20 protein-coding genes and 1 pseudogene are annotated in these 20,140 nt (G+C 73.7%); 12 read left to right on the forward strand and 9 right to left on the reverse strand.

Annotation, left to right across the window (positions count from 1 at the left end):
* The coding region (locus ABZV78_RS27220; protein WP_355643022.1) for a M4 family metallopeptidase at positions 1-289 on the forward strand (289 nt) is incomplete at its 5' end.
* 118 nt (positions 290-407) lie between these two features.
* Here ABZV78_RS27220 and ABZV78_RS27225 read toward each other — a convergent pair.
* Entirely contained in the window at positions 408-1,238 is an 831-nt protein-coding gene (locus ABZV78_RS27225; RefSeq protein ID WP_355643024.1) for an alpha/beta hydrolase, read from the reverse strand.
* 71 nt (positions 1,239-1,309) lie between these two features.
* Here ABZV78_RS27225 and ABZV78_RS27230 point away from each other — a divergent pair, with 71 nt between their 5' ends.
* Complete coding sequence (locus tag ABZV78_RS27230) at positions 1,310-2,353, forward strand: sigma-70 family RNA polymerase sigma factor (protein ID WP_355643026.1); 1,044 nt, start codon at positions 1,310-1,312, stop codon at positions 2,351-2,353.
* Between the two features lie 16 nt (positions 2,354-2,369).
* Here ABZV78_RS27230 and ABZV78_RS27235 read toward each other — a convergent pair whose 3' ends face one another.
* The gene (locus ABZV78_RS27235; RefSeq protein WP_355643028.1) at positions 2,370-3,155 is read right to left on the reverse strand and encodes a pyrimidine reductase family protein; all 786 of its coding nucleotides are present in this window, start codon (positions 3,153-3,155) and stop codon (positions 2,370-2,372) included.
* Positions 3,156-3,305: 150 nt separating this feature from the next.
* On the opposite strand from ABZV78_RS27235, the gene ABZV78_RS27240 reads away from it, so the two are divergent.
* The 6 genes from ABZV78_RS27240 to ABZV78_RS27265 all read left to right on the forward strand — a co-directional run bounded on the left by ABZV78_RS27240 (position 3,306) and on the right by ABZV78_RS27265 (position 9,980).
* A complete protein-coding gene (locus ABZV78_RS27240) occupies positions 3,306-3,851 on the forward strand; it encodes a plasmid pRiA4b ORF-3 family protein (RefSeq protein WP_355643029.1) in 546 nt (181 codons plus the stop codon).
* A gap of 248 nt (positions 3,852-4,099) precedes the next feature.
* Complete coding sequence (locus ABZV78_RS27245) at positions 4,100-5,410, forward strand: extracellular solute-binding protein (protein ID WP_355643031.1); 1,311 nt, start codon at positions 4,100-4,102, stop codon at positions 5,408-5,410.
* Between the two features lie 128 nt (positions 5,411-5,538).
* A complete protein-coding gene (locus tag ABZV78_RS27250; protein WP_355643033.1) occupies positions 5,539-6,519 on the forward strand; it encodes a sugar ABC transporter permease in 981 nt (326 codons plus the stop codon).
* A 68-nt stretch (positions 6,520-6,587) separates the two neighbouring features.
* Positions 6,588-7,421 carry a carbohydrate ABC transporter permease gene (locus ABZV78_RS27255; protein WP_355643057.1) on the forward strand — a complete coding sequence of 278 codons (834 nt, stop codon included), beginning with the start codon at positions 6,588-6,590 and terminating at the stop codon, positions 7,419-7,421.
* Positions 7,418-8,851, forward strand: a complete 1,434-nt coding sequence (locus ABZV78_RS27260) for a GH1 family beta-glucosidase (RefSeq protein ID WP_355643035.1) — start codon at positions 7,418-7,420, stop codon at positions 8,849-8,851. Before ABZV78_RS27255 ends, ABZV78_RS27260 begins: the two co-directional genes overlap by 4 nt.
* Positions 8,852-8,933: 82 nt before the next feature.
* The gene (locus ABZV78_RS27265) at positions 8,934-9,980 is read left to right on the forward strand and encodes a LacI family DNA-binding transcriptional regulator (protein ID WP_355643037.1); all 1,047 of its coding nucleotides are present in this window, start codon (positions 8,934-8,936) and stop codon (positions 9,978-9,980) included.
* Between the two features lie 5 nt (positions 9,981-9,985).
* Here the strand turns inward: ABZV78_RS27265 and ABZV78_RS27270 are convergent, their stop codons facing one another.
* Both ABZV78_RS27270 and ABZV78_RS27275 read right to left on the reverse strand, forming a co-directional pair.
* The gene (locus ABZV78_RS27270; RefSeq protein WP_355643039.1) at positions 9,986-11,197 is read right to left on the reverse strand and encodes an acyl-CoA dehydrogenase family protein; all 1,212 of its coding nucleotides are present in this window, start codon (positions 11,195-11,197) and stop codon (positions 9,986-9,988) included.
* Complete coding sequence (locus ABZV78_RS27275; RefSeq protein WP_355643040.1) at positions 11,197-12,270, reverse strand: phosphotransferase family protein; 1,074 nt, start codon at positions 12,268-12,270, stop codon at positions 11,197-11,199. The genes ABZV78_RS27270 and ABZV78_RS27275 overlap by 1 nt, the downstream gene beginning before the upstream one ends.
* Positions 12,271-12,420: 150 nt before the next feature.
* Here ABZV78_RS27275 and ABZV78_RS27280 point away from each other — a divergent pair, with 150 nt between their 5' ends.
* Together ABZV78_RS27280 and ABZV78_RS27285 are read left to right on the forward strand one after the other, a co-directional pair.
* Positions 12,421-13,125: an amino acid-binding protein gene (locus tag ABZV78_RS27280; protein ID WP_355643042.1), complete on the forward strand. Its 705-nt coding sequence runs from the start codon at positions 12,421-12,423 to the stop codon at positions 13,123-13,125.
* Positions 13,126-13,205: 80 nt separating this feature from the next.
* Positions 13,206-14,291, forward strand: coding sequence for a GNAT family N-acetyltransferase (locus ABZV78_RS27285; protein ID WP_355643044.1), 1,086 nt, complete (start codon positions 13,206-13,208; stop codon positions 14,289-14,291).
* A gap of 183 nt (positions 14,292-14,474) precedes the next feature.
* Here the strand turns inward: ABZV78_RS27285 and ABZV78_RS27290 are convergent, their stop codons facing one another.
* The 3 genes from ABZV78_RS27290 to ABZV78_RS27300 form a co-directional block, all read right to left on the reverse strand.
* Positions 14,475-16,040, reverse strand: coding sequence for an aldehyde dehydrogenase family protein (locus tag ABZV78_RS27290; protein ID WP_355643046.1), 1,566 nt, complete (start codon positions 16,038-16,040; stop codon positions 14,475-14,477).
* A 267-nt stretch (positions 16,041-16,307) separates the two neighbouring features.
* A complete protein-coding gene (locus tag ABZV78_RS27295) occupies positions 16,308-16,832 on the reverse strand; it encodes an isochorismatase family protein (RefSeq protein WP_355643048.1) in 525 nt (174 codons plus the stop codon).
* A gap of 99 nt (positions 16,833-16,931) precedes the next feature.
* Entirely contained in the window at positions 16,932-17,687 is a 756-nt protein-coding gene (locus ABZV78_RS27300; RefSeq protein ID WP_355643050.1) for an LPXTG cell wall anchor domain-containing protein, read from the reverse strand.
* Between the two features lie 260 nt (positions 17,688-17,947).
* Here ABZV78_RS27300 and ABZV78_RS27305 point away from each other — a divergent pair, with 260 nt between their 5' ends.
* The gene (locus ABZV78_RS27305) at positions 17,948-18,139 is read left to right on the forward strand and encodes a hypothetical protein (RefSeq protein ID WP_355643052.1); all 192 of its coding nucleotides are present in this window, start codon (positions 17,948-17,950) and stop codon (positions 18,137-18,139) included.
* Positions 18,140-18,190: 51 nt separating this feature from the next.
* Positions 18,191-18,718 carry a GNAT family N-acetyltransferase gene (locus tag ABZV78_RS27310; protein ID WP_355643053.1) on the forward strand — a complete coding sequence of 176 codons (528 nt, stop codon included), beginning with the start codon at positions 18,191-18,193 and terminating at the stop codon, positions 18,716-18,718.
* Between the two features lies 1 nt (position 18,719).
* Here ABZV78_RS27310 and ABZV78_RS27315 read toward each other — a convergent pair whose 3' ends face one another.
* Positions 18,720-19,208, reverse strand: coding sequence for a GNAT family protein (locus tag ABZV78_RS27315; RefSeq protein WP_355643055.1), 489 nt, complete (start codon positions 19,206-19,208; stop codon positions 18,720-18,722).
* Positions 19,205-20,140: pseudogene (locus ABZV78_RS27320) on the reverse strand (hypothetical protein); the annotation flags it as partial. The gene ABZV78_RS27315 and the pseudogene ABZV78_RS27320, both read right to left, overlap by 4 nt.

The raw sequence follows: 20,140 nt of genomic DNA on the forward strand, positions 1-20,140 counted from the left end.
GCACTACTCCTCCGGCGTGGCGAACCACTTCTTCTACCTGCTCGCCGTCGGCAGCGGCTCCTCGTCGTACGGCAACAGCCCGACCTGCAACGGCAGCACCGTGACCGGCATCGGCAACGCCGAGGCCGGCGCCATCTGGTACCGCGCGCTCACCACCTACATGACCTCGCGGACCGACTACGCCGGTGCCCGCACCGCCAGCCTGTCGGCCGTCGCCGACCTGTACGGCAGCGGCAGCGCCGAGTACACCGCGGTGGCCGCCGCCTGGTCGGCAGTCAGCGTCAACTGATGCACCCGGCCCGGCATCGGCGGACTCCTCCCCGTCGACGCCGGGCCGGCCGCGCCTCCGACGGCGGGCGCGGGTACGCCGTCCCGGCGTCCCGCGCCCGCCGTCGCCGTACCCGGGGTCAGCCGGCGAGCACCTCGCGCAGCCGGGCGGCGAAGGCCGGCGGGTCCTCGGCGAAGCCGACGTGCCCGCCCGGGAACATCGTCGGCGACGTGCCCAGCGCCGCCGCGAGCGCCCGCGAGGTGCGGTCGCAGACCTCGCCCGTCGACCGCTCCCCGAGGCCGACGAGGACCCGGACCGGGCCGTCGCGCAGGGCGGTGACGTCCGGCCGGAACCCGGTCGTCCCACGGATCATGTGCAGGTACTGGAAGTGCTCGTCGGCGGCCGCCTGCGGGTCGGGCTCACCGCCGAACATGCCCAGGACCATCTCCTCCGGCAGGTGGATGTTCGCGTTGGCGAGGAACTTGCGCCCGGCGCCGAGCCGGTCCCCGGCGCGGTAGGTGGCGATCATGTCGTCCTCGCGTGCCACCAGTTCCTCCCGGTCCGGCAGCAGGCCGAGCAGCGGCGGCTCGTGCGCGACGACGGTGTGCACCTGCGCGGGACGGGCCTGGGCCAGGGCGAGGACGGTCACCGCGCCGCCGCTGGAGCCGAGCACGGCGGCCGGACCGGCGTCGACGTGGGCGAGCAGCCGGGCCACGTCGTCGGCGCGCAGCTCGGGCGTCGAGTTTTGGTGCGGGTCGTGCAGGACGCTGCGGCGGATCCCGCGCGGATCGGTGGTCAGCACGGTGTGCTCCGCGGCCAGCAGGTCGGCCAGCGGCGCGAAGGCGTCGGCGTCCATCGGGGCGGCGACCAGGGCCACGAGCGGACCCTCCCCGCGCACCTCGTAGTACAGCCGCCCGTCGGGCACCTCCAGGGTGCCGGTGGTGACGGGCGCGGTGGACATGCTGCTCATCGGATCCTCCAGATCGTGGCGGGCGAGCCGTACACCTTCCAGACTTCGGTGGTGCGGCAGAATCGTCGGTCGTGAGCGTCGTTTCCTCGACCGCCGCCGGAGCTCCGGACCCGGCCCCGGTCGACGAGGGTGCCTTCACGGCGCTGGTCGCGCCGCTGCGCCGGGAACTGCACGCGCACTGCTACCGGATGCTCGGCTCGGTCCACGACGCCGACGACGCCCTCCAGGACGCGTTGCTGCGGGCGTGGCGCGGGCTGCCGGCCTTCGCGGGACGCGGCTCGCTGCGCTCGTGGCTGTACACCGTGGCGACCCGGGTCTGCCTCGACGCCATCGCCGGCCGCGCCCGGCGGGCCCTGCCGGTCGACCTCGGCCCGGCCAGTGACCGCGCCGTGCCGGACAGCCGCCCGGACGACGACGTCGCCTGGCTCGGCCCGTACCCGGACGCCGGCCTCGCGGCCGGCCCCGCCGCCCCGGGCGCCCGGTACGAGCAGCGCGAGGCGGTCGAGCTGGCCTTCGTGGCCGCGGTGCAGCACCTGCCGGGCAACCAGCGGGCCGCGCTGCTCCTCTTCGACGTGCTCGGCTACTCCGCCGCGGAGATCGCCGCCATGCTGGGCACCTCGGCGGCCTCGGTGAACTCGGCGCTCGCGCGGGCCCGCCGGTCGCTGGCCGAGCGGGCGCCCGCCGTGACCCAGCAGCGCACCCTGCGGATGCTGGACGACGTCCGGCTGCGGGAGGTGGTCACCGGCTACGCCACCGCCCTGGAGAACGGCGACGCCGACGCCCTGGTGGCCCTGCTCGCCGAGGACGTCACCTGGTCCATGCCGCCGATGCCGCACTGGTACCGGGGTGTCGCGGCGGTGCTGGACTTCGCCCGGTCGGCGCCGCTCGGCCCCTGCGGCGCCTGGCGGCACCTGCCGGCCGGCGCGAACGGCCAGCTCGCGGTCGCCTCCTACCTGCGCCCGTCCGGGACCGGCCCCTACCTGCCGTGGTCGGTGAACGTGCTGACGCTGCGGGGCGACCGGATCGCCGGGATCACCTCGTTCGTGGGCGCGGCGCACGTCGCGGCGTTCGGGCTGCCGGACTCGCTGCCGGCCGCCGACCCGCCCGGCCGCTGAGCCGGGGCGCGGGCGGTCAGGCGGCCGGGGCGGCGCCGGCGGACGGCGCCCCGCCCGGATCGCGGGCGTAGCGCAGCATCAGCACGCCGTCGGCGGCAGCCAGCACGTGGCGCAGCGGCAGGTGCCGGGGCGCGCTGCCGTCCCCGGCGGTGATCCGGCCCGGGCCGGCCCCGGCGAGCAGCGGCGCGACGGTCAGGCAGAGCTCGTCCACCAGGTCGGCCGCGGTGAGCGCGCCGAACAGGTGCGGCCCACCCTCGCAGAGGAGCTGGCCCAGCCCGCGCCGGCGCAGCTCGGCCAGGCCGGCGGCCAGGTCGACCCGGTCGGCGCCGCAGCGGACGAGGTCGGCCACCTCGGTCAGCCCGGGCGGCGGTTCGGCGCTGGCGTGGGTGAGCACCAACGGACGGACCGGCGCGTCGGCGAAGCACGCCTGCGCCGGGTCGAGATCCAACGAGCCGGAGACCACCACCAGGGTCGGGTATTCGGCCAGGCCCTGCTCGCGGCGCCAGGCCCGGCGCGCGTCGCCGAGCCGCACCGCCCGGTAGCCCTCGTGGCGCAGCGTGCCGGCGGCCACCACGAGGCCGTCGCAGAGCATCCGCAGCAGGCCGAAGACCCGCTTGTCGGGCTCGCCGGAGAGCCCGGCGGAGTAGCCGTCGAGGGTGACCGCGCCGTCGGCGCTGGCCACGAAGTTCACCCGCAGGTGGGGGTGCGGCGCGCGGCCGTAGAGCGCGGCCACCTCCGGGTCGGTCAGCGGCCCGGTGACGGGCGCCGGCCAGATCCGTTCGATCGGGGTTCCGACGCTCATTCGCCGGCCGGACCGGTGACCGGAGGGGTCGGTTCGGGGGTACGGTGCTGGCAGTCGCACCACTTCCGGCCTGGACAGTCGTCGTGCCGCCGCTCCCGGCACGCTCGGCAGATCATGTAGGCAGCCTATGCCGAGGAAGGATGGGACAGCATGTCGCGTCAGATCTTCCAGCTGAAGGTCTCCCTCGCCGGGGTCCGGCCGCCGGTGTGGCGGCGGGTGCTGGTCCCCGGCGGCTACACCCTGGACCGGCTGCACCGGGTGATCCAGCACGCGATGGGCTGGCGGGACTGCCACCTGCACTCGTTCGACATCGACGGCCGCCAGTACGGCGAGCCCGACCCGGACGGCGAGCTGGCGCTGCGCGATGAGCTGGACGTCCGGCTGGACGCGGTGGTGGGCAAGGGCGACCGGTTCCGCTACACCTACGACTTCGGTGACTGGTGGGAGCACGACCTGCTGGTCGAGGACGTCTGCACGGCCGACCCGGACGAGCGCTACCCGGTCTGCCTGGAGGGGGAGCGCGCCTGCCCGCCGGAGGACGTCGGCGGCCCCGCCGGCTACGCCGTCCTGCTGGCCGCGCTGGCCGACCCCGGGCACGCCGAGCACCGGATGATGCGCGAGTGGGCCGGCACCGGCTTCGAGCCGGATTTCTTCGCCGCCGACCGGGCCACCACCCTGCTGCGCCGCTTCTGCTGACCGCGCCCCCGGGCAGGTCCCGGGGGACGACGCGGTAACGATCTGGGAACGCTCCCATCGGTCTATTGACACCCCTGACACCTGCCGGCAATCTCATGGGAGCGCTCCCGGACGGCGTGTGTCTCACGCCACATCGCTCGTCGCGGCGGCGCCCCAGAAGCAAAGCCTCACCACCTGACCTGCCCGGCCGACGGGCGGGCGCGGTCAAAACCACCACACGAACCACCACCACCTGAGAGGGGTCAGGGATGAGCGTCATGAGGCGCCGGCTCCGCACCGTCGCGACGGTCGTGCTCGCCGCGGGCGTTGCTCTCGGCAGCGCGGCGTGCAGCAAGAAGGACGACGACGGGTCGACCGGCGAGGGCGGCCAGGTCAAGCTGGTCCTGCAGACCTTCCAGAACTTCGGCTACGACCAGGCCATCAAGGACTTCGAGGCGGCCAACCCGAACATCAAGGTCGAGCACCAGAAGATGGGCGAGCTGCGCGACTTCCAGCCGAAGCTGGTGCAGTGGCTCGCCGCCGGCAGCGGTGCCGGTGACGTGGTCGGTCTGGAGGAGGGCGTCCTGTTCGGGTACGTCCAGAACCACGACAAGTTCGCCAACCTGCTCGACCTGGGCGCCGGTGAGCTGAAGGCCAACTTCCCCGAGTGGAAGTGGAACAACGCCATGACGCCGGACGGCAAGAAGCTGATCGCGCTCGGCACCGACGTCGGTGGCCTGGCCATGTGCTACCGCAAGGACCTGTTCCAGCAGGCCGGTCTGCCCACCGACCGGGACGAGGTCTCGAAGCGGATGACCACCTGGCAGGACTACATCGCGCTGGGCAAGGAGTTCAAGGCCAGCGGCAAGGTCAAGGCCGCCTGGCTGGACAGCGCGACCAGCCTGATGCAGCCGTACGTCATGCAGAACTCGGAGACCTTCTTCTTCGACAAGGACAACAAGTTCATCGGCGACACCAACCCGGTGGTCAAGCAGACGTGGGACCTGGGCCTGCAGATGGCCAAGGACGGGCTGACCGCCAAGACGCAGCGGTGGAGCGCCGACTGGGACGGGGCTTTCAAGAACTCCGCGTTCGCCACCCTGCCCTGCCCGTCCTGGATGACCGAGGGCGTCATCGCCCCGAAGTCCGGCCCGGCCAACTCCGGCAAGTGGGACATCGCCAAGATCCCCGGCGGTGGCGGCAACTGGGGTGGTTCCTACCTGGCCGTCCCGGCGCAGACCAAGCACCCGAAGGAGGCGTACCTGCTGGCCAAGTACCTGACCAGCAAGGAGGGGCACCTGGCGGCGTTCAAGGAGGCGGGCGCGATGCCGTCCGACATCGCCGGTCTCGAGGACCCGGCGTTCAAGGACAAGAAGAGCGACTACTTCAGCGGCGCGCCCACCGGCCAGATCTTCGGGGAGAGCGTCAAGAACATGAAGCCGGTCTTCCTCGGCGCCAAGCACCAGCAGATCTGGGAGACCGTCTTCGAGCCGCAGATGCAGGCGGCCGAGCGCGGCAAGCTCACGCCGGACGCCGCCTGGAACAAGGCGGTGGACGAGGCCAAGAAGGCGACCAGCTGAGTCGCCGGTGACCGGCCGAGCCCACGGGGATCCGCTGCCCGTGGGCTCGGCGGCGGCGCCCACACCCGACCCAGGGTGTGGGCGCCGCGGCGAGGTCGCCGCCGCCCCACCTCCCGGAAGGACCTGCAATGAGTTCTGCTGTCGGCGCACCGCGGTCGCACGCCGCCTCGCGACCCCCGCTCACCCCGCCGCGCCGCCGCCGGTCGTACCGGCTCGGCCGCTGGGACCTCAAGTACTCCCCGTACCTGTACGTGGCCCCGTTCTTCGTCCTCTTCGGGGTCTTCGGCCTCTTCCCGGTCCTCTACACGGTCTACGTCTCGCTCTTCGACTACGAGCTGCTGAGCGGAACCAAGGAGTTCGCGGGGCTGGAGAACTACCGCCTCCTGCTGGAGGACGCCCAGTTCTGGAACGCGGCCTACAACACCCTCGGCATCTTCGTGCTCAGCACGATGCCGCAGCTCATCGCGGCGCTGATGCTCGCCAACCTGCTGAACCGGCAGATGCGGGCCCGCACGCTGCTGCGGATGGGTGTGGTCATCCCCAACATCACCTCGGTGGCCGCGGTCGGCATCATCTTCGCGCTGATCTTCGCGGACCGGTACGGCCTCATCAACTGGTTGCTCGGCACCGTCGGGTTCGATCCGATCGCCTGGCGGGACAACCGCTTCGCCTCCTGGTTCGCCATCGCGTTCATGGTCGACTGGCGGTGGACCGGCTACAACGCGCTGATCTATCTCGGCGCCATGCAGGCCATCCCGAAGGACCTGTACGAGTCGGCGTCGCTGGACGGCGCCTCGACCTGGCGGCAGTTCTGGACGATCACCGTGCCGCTGATCCGGCCGACGATCCTCTTCACGATCATCATCTCCACCATCGGCGGCTTCCAGATCTTCACCGAGCCCCTGATGTACGGGAACGGGCTGATCCGCGGCGGCGTGGACCACCAGTTCCAGACCCTGGCCATGTACATCTACGAGAAGACCTTCACCGGAAACGCCGAGTACGGGTACGGCTCCGCGATGTCCTGGTTGCTCTTCATGATGATCATCATCTTCGCGCTGATCAACTTCGCGCTGGTACGCCGGTCGGTGAAGGGGGACAAGAAGTGACCACCACGCAGACCCTTCCCCGCTCGGTCGCCCCGCCTCCGGTGCCACCCCGCCGCCGGCGCGGTCGGCTGCCCGGCGCCCAGCTCTGGCAGGCCAGCCCGCTGACCTACCTCGCGCTCATCCTCGGCGGCGTACTGTCGATCTTTCCGATCGTCTGGTCGTTCATCATCGCCTCGCGGGACAACAGCGCGGTCTACGAGATGCCGCCGACCCCCGGCGACCAGCTGTTCACCAACATCGACCGGATGCTCGCCAACGAGGACGCCGCGTTCGTCTACGGTCTGGTCAACTCGGCCGTCGTGTCGACCGTCGTCACCATCTCGGTGATCTTCTTCTCCAGCCTGGCCGGCTTCGCCTTCGCCAAGCTCAAGTTCCGGGGCAGCAACGCGCTGCTGCTGATCATCATCATGACCATGATGGTGCCGACCCAACTCGGTGTCATCCCGCTCTACCTGATGATGGTGGAACTCGGCTGGACGGGCACCCTGCAGGCGGTCATCGTGCCGTTCCTGGTGCAGGGCTTCGGCGTGTTCATGATGCGCCAGTACGCGATGTCCGCGATCAGCGACGAGCTGATCGAGGCGGCCCGGCTCGACGGCTGCTCCACCTGGCGGATCTACTGGAACGTCGTGCTGCCCGCGCTGCGGCCGGCGGCGGCGGTGCTCGGCCTGCTGACCTTCATGCAGACCTGGAACGAGTTCCTCTGGCCGTTCATCGTGCTCACCCCGGACACTCCGACGGTGCAGTACTCCCTGAAGATCCTCTCGTCCGGGCTGTACCAGACTGATTACGTGGCACTGTTCGCCGGCACCGCACTGGCGACCCTGCCACTGTTGATCGTGTTCATCATCTTCGGCCGCCAGATCATCGGCGGCATCATGGAAGGCGCCGTCAAGTCGTGAGCAACCCAGCCAGCCCGCCCGCCGTCGGCGTCCTCGACCAGGGGTCGGAACTCACCTTTCCGCCCGGCTTCCTCTGGGGCGCGGCCACCGCCGCGTACCAGATCGAGGGCGCGGCGGCCGAGGGTGGCCGTACCCCGTCGATCTGGGACACGTTCAGCCACACCGAGGGGCGGACGGTGGCCGGGCACACCGGTGACGTGGCCTGCGACCACTACCACCGGATGCCCGAGGACGTGCGGCTGATGGCCGACCTGGGCCTGAAGTCCTACCGCTTCTCCGTCTCCTGGCCGCGGGTGCAGCCCGGCGGCGCCGGGGCGGTCAACCAGGAGGGGATGGACTTCTACCGGCGCCTGGTGGACGAGCTTCTCGGCCACGGCATCGAGCCCTGGCTGACCCTCTACCACTGGGACCTGCCCCAGCCGCTGGAGGACGCGGGCGGCTGGCCGGCCCGGGACACCGCCGCCCGGTTCGCCGACTACGCCCAGCTGGTCGCCGACGCCCTCGGTGACCGGGTGAAGTACTTCACCACCTTCAACGAGCCGTGGTGCTCGGCCTTCCTCGGCTACGGCTCCGGCGTGCACGCGCCGGGCCGCTCGGACGGGGCGGACGCGGTCCGGGCCGGGCACCACCTCATGCTCGGGCACGGCCTGGCCGTGCAGGCGCTGCGGGCGTCCCGCCCGGAGGCACAGCTCGGCATCACGGTCAACCTCTACCCGGTCACCCCGGCCACCGACTCCCCGGCGGACGCCGAGGCCGCCCGCCGCATCGACGCGCTGGCCAACCGGTTCTTCCTCGACCCGGTGCTGCGCGGGGCGTACGCGGCGGACCTGACCGCCGACCTGCTCCAGGTCACCGACTTCGGGCACGTCCGGGACGGCGACCTGGCGGTCATCTCGACCCCGCTGGACATGGTCGGCGTCAACTACTACAGCCGGTACGTGGTGGCCGCGCCCGTCGAGAGCGCCGAGGGGGAGGCGTACTGGCGGGCACCGTCGTGCTGGCCGGGCAGCCAGGACGTCCGGTTCGTCACCCGGGGCGTCCCGGTGACCGACATGGACTGGGAGATCGACGCCCCGGGCCTGGTGGAGACGCTGGAGCGGGTGCACCGGGACTACACCGACCTGCCGCTCTACGTCACCGAGAACGGCTCGGCGTTCGTCGACACGGTGGTCGACGGCCGGGTCGACGACCCGGACCGGCTGGCGTACTTCGACGCGCACCTGCGCGCCGCGCACGCCGCGATCAGCGCCGGAGTGCCCCTCAAGGGATACTTCGCCTGGTCGCTGATGGACAACTTCGAGTGGGCGTGGGGCTACACGAAGCGCTTCGGCATGGTGTATGTCGACTACGACAGCCAGGTCCGGATCCCGAAGTCCAGCGCCAGGTGGTACGCCGAGGTGATCCGACGTAACGGCCTGGCCGCACAATAGGCTGGGCCAGCCAGTAACGGGCGGCCCGGCGCCGACGCCTCAACAGGTGCCGGGCCTGCCCGACGTCGGAGGAGCACAGACGATGACAACGCAGCGCACGCGGTCGCTCGGGCGCCCGACCCTCGACGCGGTCGCGGCCCGCGCCGGCGTGGGCCGCGGCACGGTCTCCCGCGTGGTCAACGGCTCGCCGCAGGTCAGCCCGGAGGCCCGGGCCGCCGTCCAGGCGGCCATCGCCGAGCTGGGGTACGTGCCCAACCGCGCGGCCCGGGCGCTGGTCACCCAGCGGACCGACTCGGTGGCGCTGGTGGTCTCCGAGTCGGGGGAGCGGGTCTTCACCGAGCCGTTCTTCGCCGGCATCGTCCGCGGCGTCAGCTCCGCGCTGCTGGAGACCCCCATGCAGCTCTGGCTGGCCATGGCCCAGTCGCAGATCGAGCGCGAACGGGTCGAGCACCACCTGACCAACCAGCACGTGGACGGCGTGCTGCTGCTCTCGCTGCACGACGCGGACCCGCTGCCCACCCTGCTGGAGGAGCGCGGCCTGCCCACCGTGCTCGGCGGTCGGCCGGCCCGGATGCTGCACCCGAACGCCCAGCCGGCCTGGTTCGTCGACGTGGACAACGTCGGCGGCGCCCGGCAGGCGGTGGAGCACCTCTTCGCCCGCGGCCGGCGGCGGGTCGCCACCATCGCCGGCACCCAGGACATGGGCGCCGGCCTGGCCCGGTTGTCCGGCTACAAGGAGGCCGTCCGGGCCGCGGGCGCCGACCTCAACCCCGACCTGATCGCGTACGGGGACTTCAGCGAGGGCAGCGGCACCGCCTGCATGCGCCGGCTGCTGGAGATCTGCCCGGACCTGGACGCGGTCTTCGTCGCCTCCGACCTGATGGCCTTCGGTGCCCTGCGCGCGCTGCGCGAGGCCGGCCGGCGGGTGCCCGAGGACGTGGCGGTGGTCGGCTTCGACGACGCCCCGATCGCCCGGCAGGCCGAGCCGCCGCTGACCACGGTCTTCCAGCCGGTCGAGGAGATGGGCCGGCAGATGGCCCGGCTGCTGGTCTCCCGGATCCGCGGCGAGGATCTGCCCAGCCCGCACGTGCTGCTGGACACCAAGCTCATCCACCGCGCCTCCGCCTGAGGCGCTCAGGACCAGCGGCGCAGTTCCCGCTTCGCCAGGGACGCCTTGTGCACCTCGTCGGGGCCGTCCGCCAGCCGCAGGGTGCGGGCCTGCGCCCACAGGGCCGCGAGCGGCGTGTCCTGGCTGACGCCGGCTCCGCCGTGCCCCTGGATGGCCTTGTCGATCACCCACTCGGCCATCGCCGGCGTGGCGATCTTGATGGCCTGGATCTCGGTGTGCGCGCCCTTGTTGCCCACCGTGTCCATGAGCCAGGCGGTCTTGAGCACCAGCAGCCGGGCCTGCTCGATGCGGACCCGTGACTCGGCGATCCACTCCCGGATCACGCCCTGCTCGGCCAGCGGGCGGCCGAACGCGACCCGGTCGAGGGCTCGCCGGCAGAGCAGTTCGAGGGCCCGCTCGGCCATGCCGATGAGGCGCATGCAGTGGTGGATCCGCCCGGGGCCGAGCCGGGCCTGGGCGATGGCGAAGCCCGTGCCCTCGGCGCCCACCAGGTTCTCGGCCGGCACCCGCACGCCGGTGAAGTCGATCTCGGCGTGCCCGCCGTGCGGGGCGTCGCGGTAGCCGAAGACCGTCATGCCCCGCCGCACCGTCACGCCCGGGGTGTCCCGGGGGACCAGGATCATGCTCTGCTGGCGGTGCCGGTCGGCGCCCGGGTCGGTCTTGCCCATCACGATGAAGATCTCGCAGCGCGGGTCCATGGCCCCGGACGACCACCACTTGCGCCCGTCGACCACGTACTCGTCGCCGTCCCGCACGATCCGGGTGGCGATGTTGGTGGCGTCGGAGGAGGCCACCTCCGGCTCGGTCATGCAGAACGCCGAGCGGATGTCCCCGGCCAACAGCGGCTTCAGCCAGCGGTCCCGTTGCGTGTCGGAGCCGAACTCGGCCAGCAGTTCCATGTTGCCGGTGTCCGGGGCGGCGCAGTTCAGCGCCTCCGGGGCCAGGTGCGGGCTGCGCCCGGTCAGCTCGGCCAGCGGGGCGTACTGGAGGTTGGTCAGCCCGGCGCCGTAGCGCGGGTCGGGCAGGAAGAGGTTCCACAGGCCGCGGGCACGCGCCTCGGCCTTCAGTTCGTCCAGCACCGGCGGGCGGGCCCACGGGTCGCCGGCCGCGAGCACCTGCTCGTGGTGCACCGGCTCGGCCGGGTAGACGCACTCGGTGAGGAACGCCTCGAGCTTCTCGTGCAGCTCGACCGTCCGGGCGTCGTACGCGAAGTCCATCACTTTCCCCTGACGGCGTGCAGCCCGTGCTCGACCAGCGGCGCGACCATCTCGCCGATCCGGTCGAAGCCCCCGCCGAGCGTCTGCCCGAGGGTGTGCCGGTAGTGGATGCCCTCGCAGATCACCGCGAGCTTGAAACAGCCGAGCGCCACGTGCCAGTGCAGCGGCCCGACGTCGACGTCGCTGCGGCCGGCGTAGCGGTCGATCAGTTCGGCGCCGGTGGGGAAGCCGGCCCGCGGGCCGATGCCGTCGGCCACCGGGTTGCCCTCGGCGCTGTCGCTGTCGCCCAGCACGTCCCAGTAGGTCAGCAGCAGTCCCAGGTCGGCGAGGGGGTCGCCGAGGGTGGCCATCTCCCAGTCGAGCACCGCCCGCACCGTCACCGGCTCGACCGTGGCGAGCAGGTTGTCCAGCCGGTAGTCGCCGTGCACGATCCGCCCGGCGTTCGCACCCTCCGGCACGCTGCCGGCGAGCGCGTCGCGCAGCTCGTCGATGCCGGGCAGGGGGCGGCTGCGGGAGCGGTCGAGCTGCCCCGCCCAGCGGCGGACCTGCCGGGCCAGGTAGCCCTCGGGGCGGCCGAAGTCGGCCAGCCCGACCGCGGCCGGTTCGACCATGTGCAGCCCGGCGAGGGTGTCCATCATCGCCATGGCCAGGTCGCGCCGCTGGCCGGCGGTGAGCGCGTCGGTCTGCTCCCGCCGCCGGTAGACCTCGCCGTCGACCTTTCCCATGAGGTAGAACGGCGCGCCGATCACCTCGGGGTCGGGGCAGAGCAGCAGCGCCTCGGGGACCGGCACCGCGGTGGGGGCGAGCGCGGAGATCACCCGGTACTCCCGGGCCATGTCGTGCGCGGTGGCCAGCACGTGCCCGAGCGGCGGCCGGCGCAGCACCACCTCGCGGTCGCCGGCGCGCAGCAGGTAGGTCAGGTTCGACTTGCCCCCGGCGATCAGCTCGGCCGACAGCGGCCCGGCCAGCTCGGGCCGGCGCGCCGACAGGTATGCGGCCAGCCGGTCGAGGTCGAGCCCGCGCGGGGCCGAACCGGTCGGGGTCTGCGGTGCGTCGACGGCCGGATCGGTCATCCGGTTAGTTGATGGCAGCTCAGCTTTGTTGTCAAGGTGGGATGTTCCCGGCGGGACATGCCGCTGCAACGGGGGCGAAATGGTCAACCGGCAGGCTGGGGCCCAGCCTGCCGGCCGCTCCGGCCGGCCCGTCGAGCGGAGGGACCAGACATGCTGCTGAGAGTTCGGGTGACCCTGCCGGACCGACCGGGCACGCTCGGCCAGGTGGCCCGGACGCTCGGCGTCTCCGGGGCGGACATCGTCCAGGTGGTGGTGCTGGAGCGGCTCGGCGGCCGGGCCGTCGACGACTTCACGGTGGTCTGGCCGGGCGCGGCGCGGGTGGAACGGCTGCTCGCCGGCCTGGCCGCGATCCCCGGCGTCCGGGTGAACGGGGTGTGGCGGGCGATCGGCGCGCCGACCACCACGGGCCAGGACGCCGAGCTGCTCGCCCAGGTCGCGGCGAACCCGACCGACGGGGTGGCCACCCTGGTCGACGCGGTGCCCGGGCTGCTCGCCGCGGACTGGGCGGTGGCCGCCGTGGTCCCGCTGGACTGGGCCGCGCGCAGCGGTGGCGCCGGCGAGGCGACGGTCGGGCACGCGAGCTGGCGCGCCCCGGTCCCGCCCCGGCTGCCGGAGGTGACCCCGCTCCGGGCCCGGGCGCTGACCACCCCGGACGGCCACCACTACGCGGTCGCGCCGTTCGGCCGGGCCGGCCTCGTGCTGGTCGTGGCACGCGACCACAGCGAGCCGCTCGCCGCGGCCGCGTTCCACGCCACCGAGGTGGACCGGCTCGCCCAGCTGGTCCGGGCCGGCGCGGTGATCCTCGGCGACCGGCTGGACCTGGTCGGCGCCCCGCCCGTGACCACCATCACCTGACTCGTCCCGCCGTTTCACCCCTGGGCAACGGGGGCGCAACAGGCGGCCGGCAGGGTCGACGGTGAGGAAGGGAGCGAACCATGGCGCTGTGGCGGATCCGTGCCACCGTGGACGACCGGCCGGGCTACCTGTCCGTGCTCACGGCGAGCCTCGCGTTGCGCGGGGTCAACATCCTCACCGTGCAGGTGCACACCACCGAGGTGGGGGCGGTCGACGACTTCCTGGTCGACGCCCCCGACCAGCTCACCGAGGCCGACCTGCGGGCGGCCGTCGAACGGGGCCGGGGCCGGAACTGCTGGGTCGCGCGCAGCGAGGCGCGCGGGCTGGCCGACCAGCCGACCCGGGTGCTCGGCCTGGCCGGCCGGCTGGTCCGGGACCCGGACGCGGCCGGCGAGACACTGCGCGTGCTGCTCGGCGCGGACGCGGTCACCTGGCGGCCGACGCCGGCCGCCCCGCTCGGCCGGGTGGACGAGACCACGATGCTGCTGGCCGACCCGGCCGGCGGCTCGTACGAGCTGCGCCGCCGCGAGCCGAGCTTCACCCCGGCCGAGTTCGCCCGGGCCCAGGCCCTCGTCGAGCTGGCCGCCACGGTGGCCCGCCGGGACGCCGACCGGGTCACCCTGGTGCTGCCCGACGCGGCCGAGGTGCTGGTCCGGCCGGCCGCCGCCGACGACCTGGCGGGCGTGCTGGAGCTGCACGCGGAATGCTCGGACCGCAGCCGGCAGCGGCGCTACCTGAGCGGTGCGGGTCACCCCGCGCCGGCTCGGCTGCGCCGGCTGCTCGAACCGGCCCGGGGGCTGACCCTGGTCGCCACGGGCGGCCCCGGCGGGGCGGCGGCGCCGGTCGTGGCGATGGCCAACCTGCTCGGCGAGGGCGACGAGGCCGAGGCGGCGCTGCTGGTCCGGGACGACTGGCAGCGCCGGGGCCTCGGCTCGGCCCTGCTGCGGCGCCTGCTCGGGCACGCCGACCGGGCCGGCTACGCCGCCGTGCTGCTGCACGTGCAGGCCGAGAACACCCCGATGCTGCGCACCGTACGCGGGCTGAACCGGCCCACGTCGCTGGAACGGGACGGCAGCGTGCTGACCGTGACGGTGCCGCTGGCCCCCCGCCCGACCCGGGCGCCCCGGCAGGCCGACGCGGCCGCGCGGGCGCGTCGGTCGTACTGATTCCCGGTCGCGTGCCGCGACGCGTCCCGGGCCGCAACGGCGCGGTGCGGGACGGCGGCCGGCGGGCGACCGCACACCGGCGCCGGACCTCCGGCGCCACCAGGGCCGACCTCCGGTGCGGGGGACGGTGACACGGCAGGGCCCCCGGTGCGGGGGTCCTGCCCGTGTCCGGGCCCGCCCGGATCAGGTCGCCGGGTAGCTGCTGTAGTCGGGGAAGTTGCCGTAGAGCCGGCCGTCGCCGCCCACGGTGACCGCCTGCACGAGCAGGTCGCCACCGACGAACGCGCCCTTCCAGGACGCGCCCCGGCCGCCGAACGGCTCCTCCCGGTCGCCCCGGGAGCGGGGCTTGTTGATGCCCACCTTGAACGCCTGGAGGTCGACCGCGAGCTTGCCGGCCAGCTCCTCGTCGTCGCAGGCCAGGGAGGCGACCAGCGCGCCGTTGGAGGCGTTCATCTGGGCCAGCAGCTCGTCGGTGGTGTCCACCACGACGATGGTGTCCACCGGGCCGAAGGGCTCGGCGTGCATGAGCCGGGACCGGCCGGGCGGGGCGAGCAGCACCGCCGGCGCCACGTACGCGGAGGTGTCCTGCCCGTCGAGGAAGGGCGCGCCGTCGAGCTTGCCCCGGTGCAGCGGCACCGCTCCGCCGCGGACCGCCTCGTCGACCTTGCGCCGCAGCTCCTCGGCCTTGGCCGCGCTGATCAGCGGGCCGAAGTCCAGCTCGGGCAGCGGGTCGCCGGCCGACCACTCGTCGCCGACGGCGAGCGGGTGTCCGAACCGGACGGAGCGCACCACCGGCAGGTACACGTCGAGGAACTCGTCGACCAGGTCGCGCTGGACCACGAACCGCGGGTACGCGGTGCAGCGCTGCTTGCCGTACTCGAAGCCCTTCTTCAGGTGCATGGCGAGCAGGTCCCACTGGGAGAAGTTCCAGATGCCCCAGGCGTTGAGGCCCTCCTGCTCGATGAAGTGCCGCTTGTCGGAGTCGAGCAGCGCCGCCGCCACCTTGCCGCCGTTGGAGCGGCCGCCGACGAACGCCACGGCGCCGATCTCCGGGGCGCGGACCAGGACCTCGGAGAGCTCCTCGCCGCCGCCGGAGAGCAGGGTCGCGGGCAGCCCGGCACGGCGCATCAGCGCGTGCGCCACGGTGAGGCAGACCGCCCCGCCCTGGGACGGGGTCTTGGCGATCACCGCGTTGCCGGCGAGCAGCTGCACCAGCTCGGCGTGCACGAGCACGCTCATCGGGTAGTTCCAGGAGGCGATGTTGCTGACCGGGCCCGGGAGCGGCTCGCGGCCGTCGGCGAGCATCCGGTCGATCTCCTGCACGTACCAGCGGACGCCGTCCAGCGCGCGGTCCACGTCGGCGCAGGCCAGCCGCCACGGCTTGCCGATCTCCCAGACCAGCAGCATGGCGAGCAGGTCGCGGTGGGCGGTGAGCGCGTCCAGGGCGTCGTCGACCCGGGCCTTGCGCTCGGCGAGCGGGGTCTGCGCCCACTCCCGGTGCGCGGCGGCGGCGTGCGCGACCGCGCCCCGCGCCGCCTCGGCGTCGAGGCGGGCCAGGTTGACCAGCACGGTGTTGTCGACCGGGGTGCGTACCGGGCTCGGCGCGCCGACCGGCCGCCACCCGCCCTCGACGAGGTTGTGCAGGGTGGCGGTGCCGTCGGGCGCGGTGCCGAAGGCTTCCGGCGCGGCGGCCACCGCGCGGGCGAGGGTGTCGGACCAGGAGGTGCCGTCGGCGAGTCTGAGAGCCATCGCGATCTCCTCAGGGTTGTCCGGGGGAGCGGCGGCGTCGATGGCACCGCTGGTGTCGCGTACTGTCCCGCGCGGCCGAGCACCCGGGCAACCGTACGCTCGTATGCCAGGACGCCCGTCCCGCCGCCGCGACACGTCGCGGCCCGACCACCACGGTCTTGACCTGGAGGTACGCGGGAGGACTATAGAAATCTATCGATTATGTGATCCAGCTCCGGGCGGCGTCGACCGGGTTACCCGTCAGTACGGATCAATCCACCGGCCGGTTCAACCGCGCAGCGCGGCGATCGCCTCCGCCGTCGTGCAGACGGTGCCGAGCCGCCGGAAGACGTAGTCGACCGCGAACTCGTGGGCGTGCGCGTCCAACCCGGACATCGCGTCGTGTGGCAGCACCACCCGGTAGCCGATCTCGTCGCCGATCCGGGCGGTCTGCTCGACGCCGAAGTTGGTGACCAGCCCGCCGATCACCAGCGTGTCCACCCCGCGCTCGCGCAGCGCGGCGTCCAGGCCGGTCTCGTGGAAGGCGCCCCAGGTGTGCTTGACGATCGCCAGGTCGCCGTCGCGCGGGGTGACCTCGGGCAGCAGTTCGCTGCCGGCGGGCTGCGGCTCGGGGCCTGGCCGCTCGACGCGGACGACCACCACGGTGGCGCCGGTGGCGCGGGCGGCCTCGGCGAGGGCGAGGCAGCGCTCGACCACCTCGGGGCCGGTGTGCGGGGCGGTCGGCAGGTCCACGATGCGACGCTGGAGGTCGATCAGGACGACGGCGGTGCGGGTCGGGTCGAGGCGGTCCACCCCAAGATCATATCGAGAGCGGGCCGCCGCGGCGGTCCCGAACGGCGGAACCGGCCGCCGGACGGAGGTCCGACGGCCGGTTCCGTGCCGCTGTCCGGCTCAGCTGGTGAAGGTGATCCGGTCCCGGCGGCGACGCAGCGCCATCAGGAGGACACCGCCGCCGATCAGGGCGAGGCCGGTGAGCGAGATGCTGGTCGCGGCGACGCCGGTGAGCGGCAGGCCGCCCTCGGTGCCGCTGCCGCCGCCCGCGCCGCCGCTGACGGAGGTGCCCGGCGCGGGGGTGCCCGACGGGTTCTCCGAGCCGCCCGGCGTCGGGGTCGGCGTCTCCCCGCCCGGCGTCGTCGGGTTGCCCGACGACTCGCATGGCGTCAGCCAGAAGACCTTGTGCTTCGCGTCGGAGGACTTGCCGTCGGTCAGGTCCACGTCGAGCTTGATGTGGTAGCCCTTGTCCTTCAGCGTCAGCCCGGCCAGGTCGAGGTCCTTCGAGGAGAGCTTGATGACCTCGTCGTGGTCGTTCTCCGCGCCGGAGGCCGGGTCGGTGCTGATCACCACGTCTTTCTTCGACCAGACGAGCTTGTCCTTGGGGCTGGCCGACGGCGGCTGCGCCCAGAGCTTGATGTTGGCCTTCTGGTCCTGGTCGAAGTTGAAGAACTCCAGCTCGAACTCGCAGGTGACGTGCGGCTGGTTGTCGACCTTGTCGGTGAACTCAACGCCGTCGATCTTGACGGTGCCGTTGTCGCCCTTGGGGTTGTGCGGGTTGCCGGTGGCGCAGGCCGGGCCGGCCACCAGCCCGAGCATGGCCGTGGCGGCGGCTGCGGTGAGGGCCGCGCGCGCCACGTGCCGACGCTGTGGCATGAGGAATCCTCCAAGATCGAGAGAGGGGACGGCACATGATCGCATACGGGCACCCGACCGGCGACATCGGACGATCGGCCTGAGCTGCGACGATGTCGCGCCGGAAGGACGATATTCGGGCCAGATCGAGCCACTTCCGGGGCGTGTCGGCGTAACGCGGACGAGGGCTTCGACGCTCCGCTCCCTCCCGGCCCGGCGACGGCCACCCCCTTCACGCTCTACGGCTCCCCCTGCACCGTAATTCGGGGCAACCTGGGGGCGTGCTGGTGACGGTGGGCCACGGGGCCGCGGATCGGGCGCGGTTGGGGGAGTTGCTGGTCGGCGCCGACGTGGCGGTGCTCGGTCGCGGGGTGCCGGTCGCGCACCTCATGCCGGACGGCCGGCTCACCCCGCACCGCCCCGCCGAGGGCGCCCGCCGCCTCCCCGACGGCCACCTGCTCTGGGACGGCTGACCGCCCCGAACTCGGTGGCCGAGCCACGGATCGCGCCGCTAGCCTGCCCGCATGCCGGAGCTGATCACACCGACCGCCCGACTGCACCGGTCCTGGCTGGCCGCCCGGGACGACTGGGGGCGGGGCGTCCATCAGGACGGCAGCGGGCTGAGGCCGAGCGACGACGTCGACTCGCCGGAGGGCTTCGCGAGCTGGGTGCGCCGGCTCCGGGAGGGTGCGGACGAGTCCCGGCCGCTGCCGGAGGGGCTGGTCCCGGCGCTCCACTGGTGGATCGTCGAGGGGGACGAGGTGCTCGGCGCCGTCTCCCTGCGGCTGCGCCTCAACGACTTCCTGATGCAGGCCGGCGGCCACATCGGCTACGGGGTGCGGCCCGCGGCCCGCCGGCGCGGGCTGGCGACCTTCGCGCTCGGCGAGGCGCTCGCCGAGGCGGCCCGGCGGGGCATCGACCCGGTCCTGGTCACCTGCGACGTCGACAACACCGCCTCGGCGCGGACCATCGAGCGGCACGGTGGCGTGCTGGAGGACGTGCGGGACACCGAGTTGGGCCGTTCCCGCCGCTACTGGATCCGGACCCGCTGAATCAGTCGGGGAGTTCGTCGGCGAGCAGGTCCATGAGCAGGCCGTCGTGCCAGCGGCCGTCGGCGCCCCGCTCGTAGCGGCGCATGATGCCGACCGGCCGGAACCCCACCTTCGCGTACGCCCGGATCGCCGCGGTGTTCGCCGCCGCCGGGTCGATGGTGAACCGGTGGTGGCCGTACTCGTCGGCCAGGTGCCGGGCCAGGGTGCGGATGGCGTCCCCGCCGAGGCCGGCGCCGCGGGCCGCCGGGTCGAGGAAGATGTCCAGGCTGGCGTGGCGGTAGTCGGGGTCGGTCTCGGCATACCACTGGATGGCGCCGACCAGCCGGCCGTCGTGCTCGATCGCGTAGACGGTCAGGTCGTCGTCGGCCAGGTCGGCGCGGACCGCCTCGGTGAGGTCGTCGTCGCCGCGCCACCAGCGGCGCACCTCCGGGGTGGCCCGGATCGCCGCGAGGGCCGGCACGTCGGCATCGGTCGCCGGTCGCAGCGTCACCGCCCGACGCCGGCCACCTCGCGGACGGCGTCGAGGATCGCGTTGACGTCGAAGCCCTCCGGGCGCTCGCGCAGCGGCGCGGGTTCGTCGTCCCGGCGCAGGTGGGTGGCGATGCGGGCGAGTTCCGGGGTCTCGGCGGACGGTTCCACGGCAGGCGGCTCCGGCACGACGGGCACGTCCGGCTCGGCGGGGACGCGCTGCGGCAGCACCGGGGTGGGCTCGGCCGGCCGGGCCTCGACGACCGCCTCGGCGGCCGGCACCGGCTCCGGGGCGGACCGGCGGGCCGCGTAGGGAGGTGCGCTCGTCGGGGTCGGTGCGGGGGTGCGGTCGAAGGGGGCCACGCCGCTGCTGGGGGCGGCCTGCGGAGGGCCGGCCGGCTCGGCGGGCGACCGGTACGGCGCGCCCTCCCGCTCCTCGGCGGCGCGAACCGCCGGCGCGGGCGGGTAGCCGGTGGGCGGCGGCCCGGCGGGCGCCTCGCGGGTGACCGGCGGGGCACTGGTCGGGGCGGTGTGCGGCGGCGCGCTGAACGGGGTCACCGGCACGGGCGGCCCGGCCCACGGGGGCCGCTCGGGGATCTCGCGGACGGCCTGCTCGTACGCCGGGCGGGGCTCGGCGTCGCCCCGCGGCGGCGCCTCGTACGGCCGGGACGGCTCGGCGCGCGGCGGCTCGTAGCCCGCGGGTGACTCGGCCCGGACCGGCTCGTACGGCCGGACCGGTTCCGGTCGGGGCGGGTCGTACCCGACGGGCGGCTCGGCCCGCACCGGCTCGTACGGCCGGGACGGCTCGGGCGCCCACTCCTCGCGGGCGGCCCGGCGGCCGACCGGCTCGTCGTCGCGGGCGCGGCGGCCGGCGGGCTGCTGCTCCTCGCGGGCGCGGCGGCCGGTCGGCTCGTCCTCGCGCGCCCACGGCGGCGCCCAGCCCCCGCCCCAGCT

Origin of the sequence: Micromonospora sp. NPDC004540, assembly GCF_040610095.1 — a bacterium.
Taxonomy (GTDB): Bacteria; Actinomycetota; Actinomycetes; order Mycobacteriales; family Micromonosporaceae; genus Micromonospora.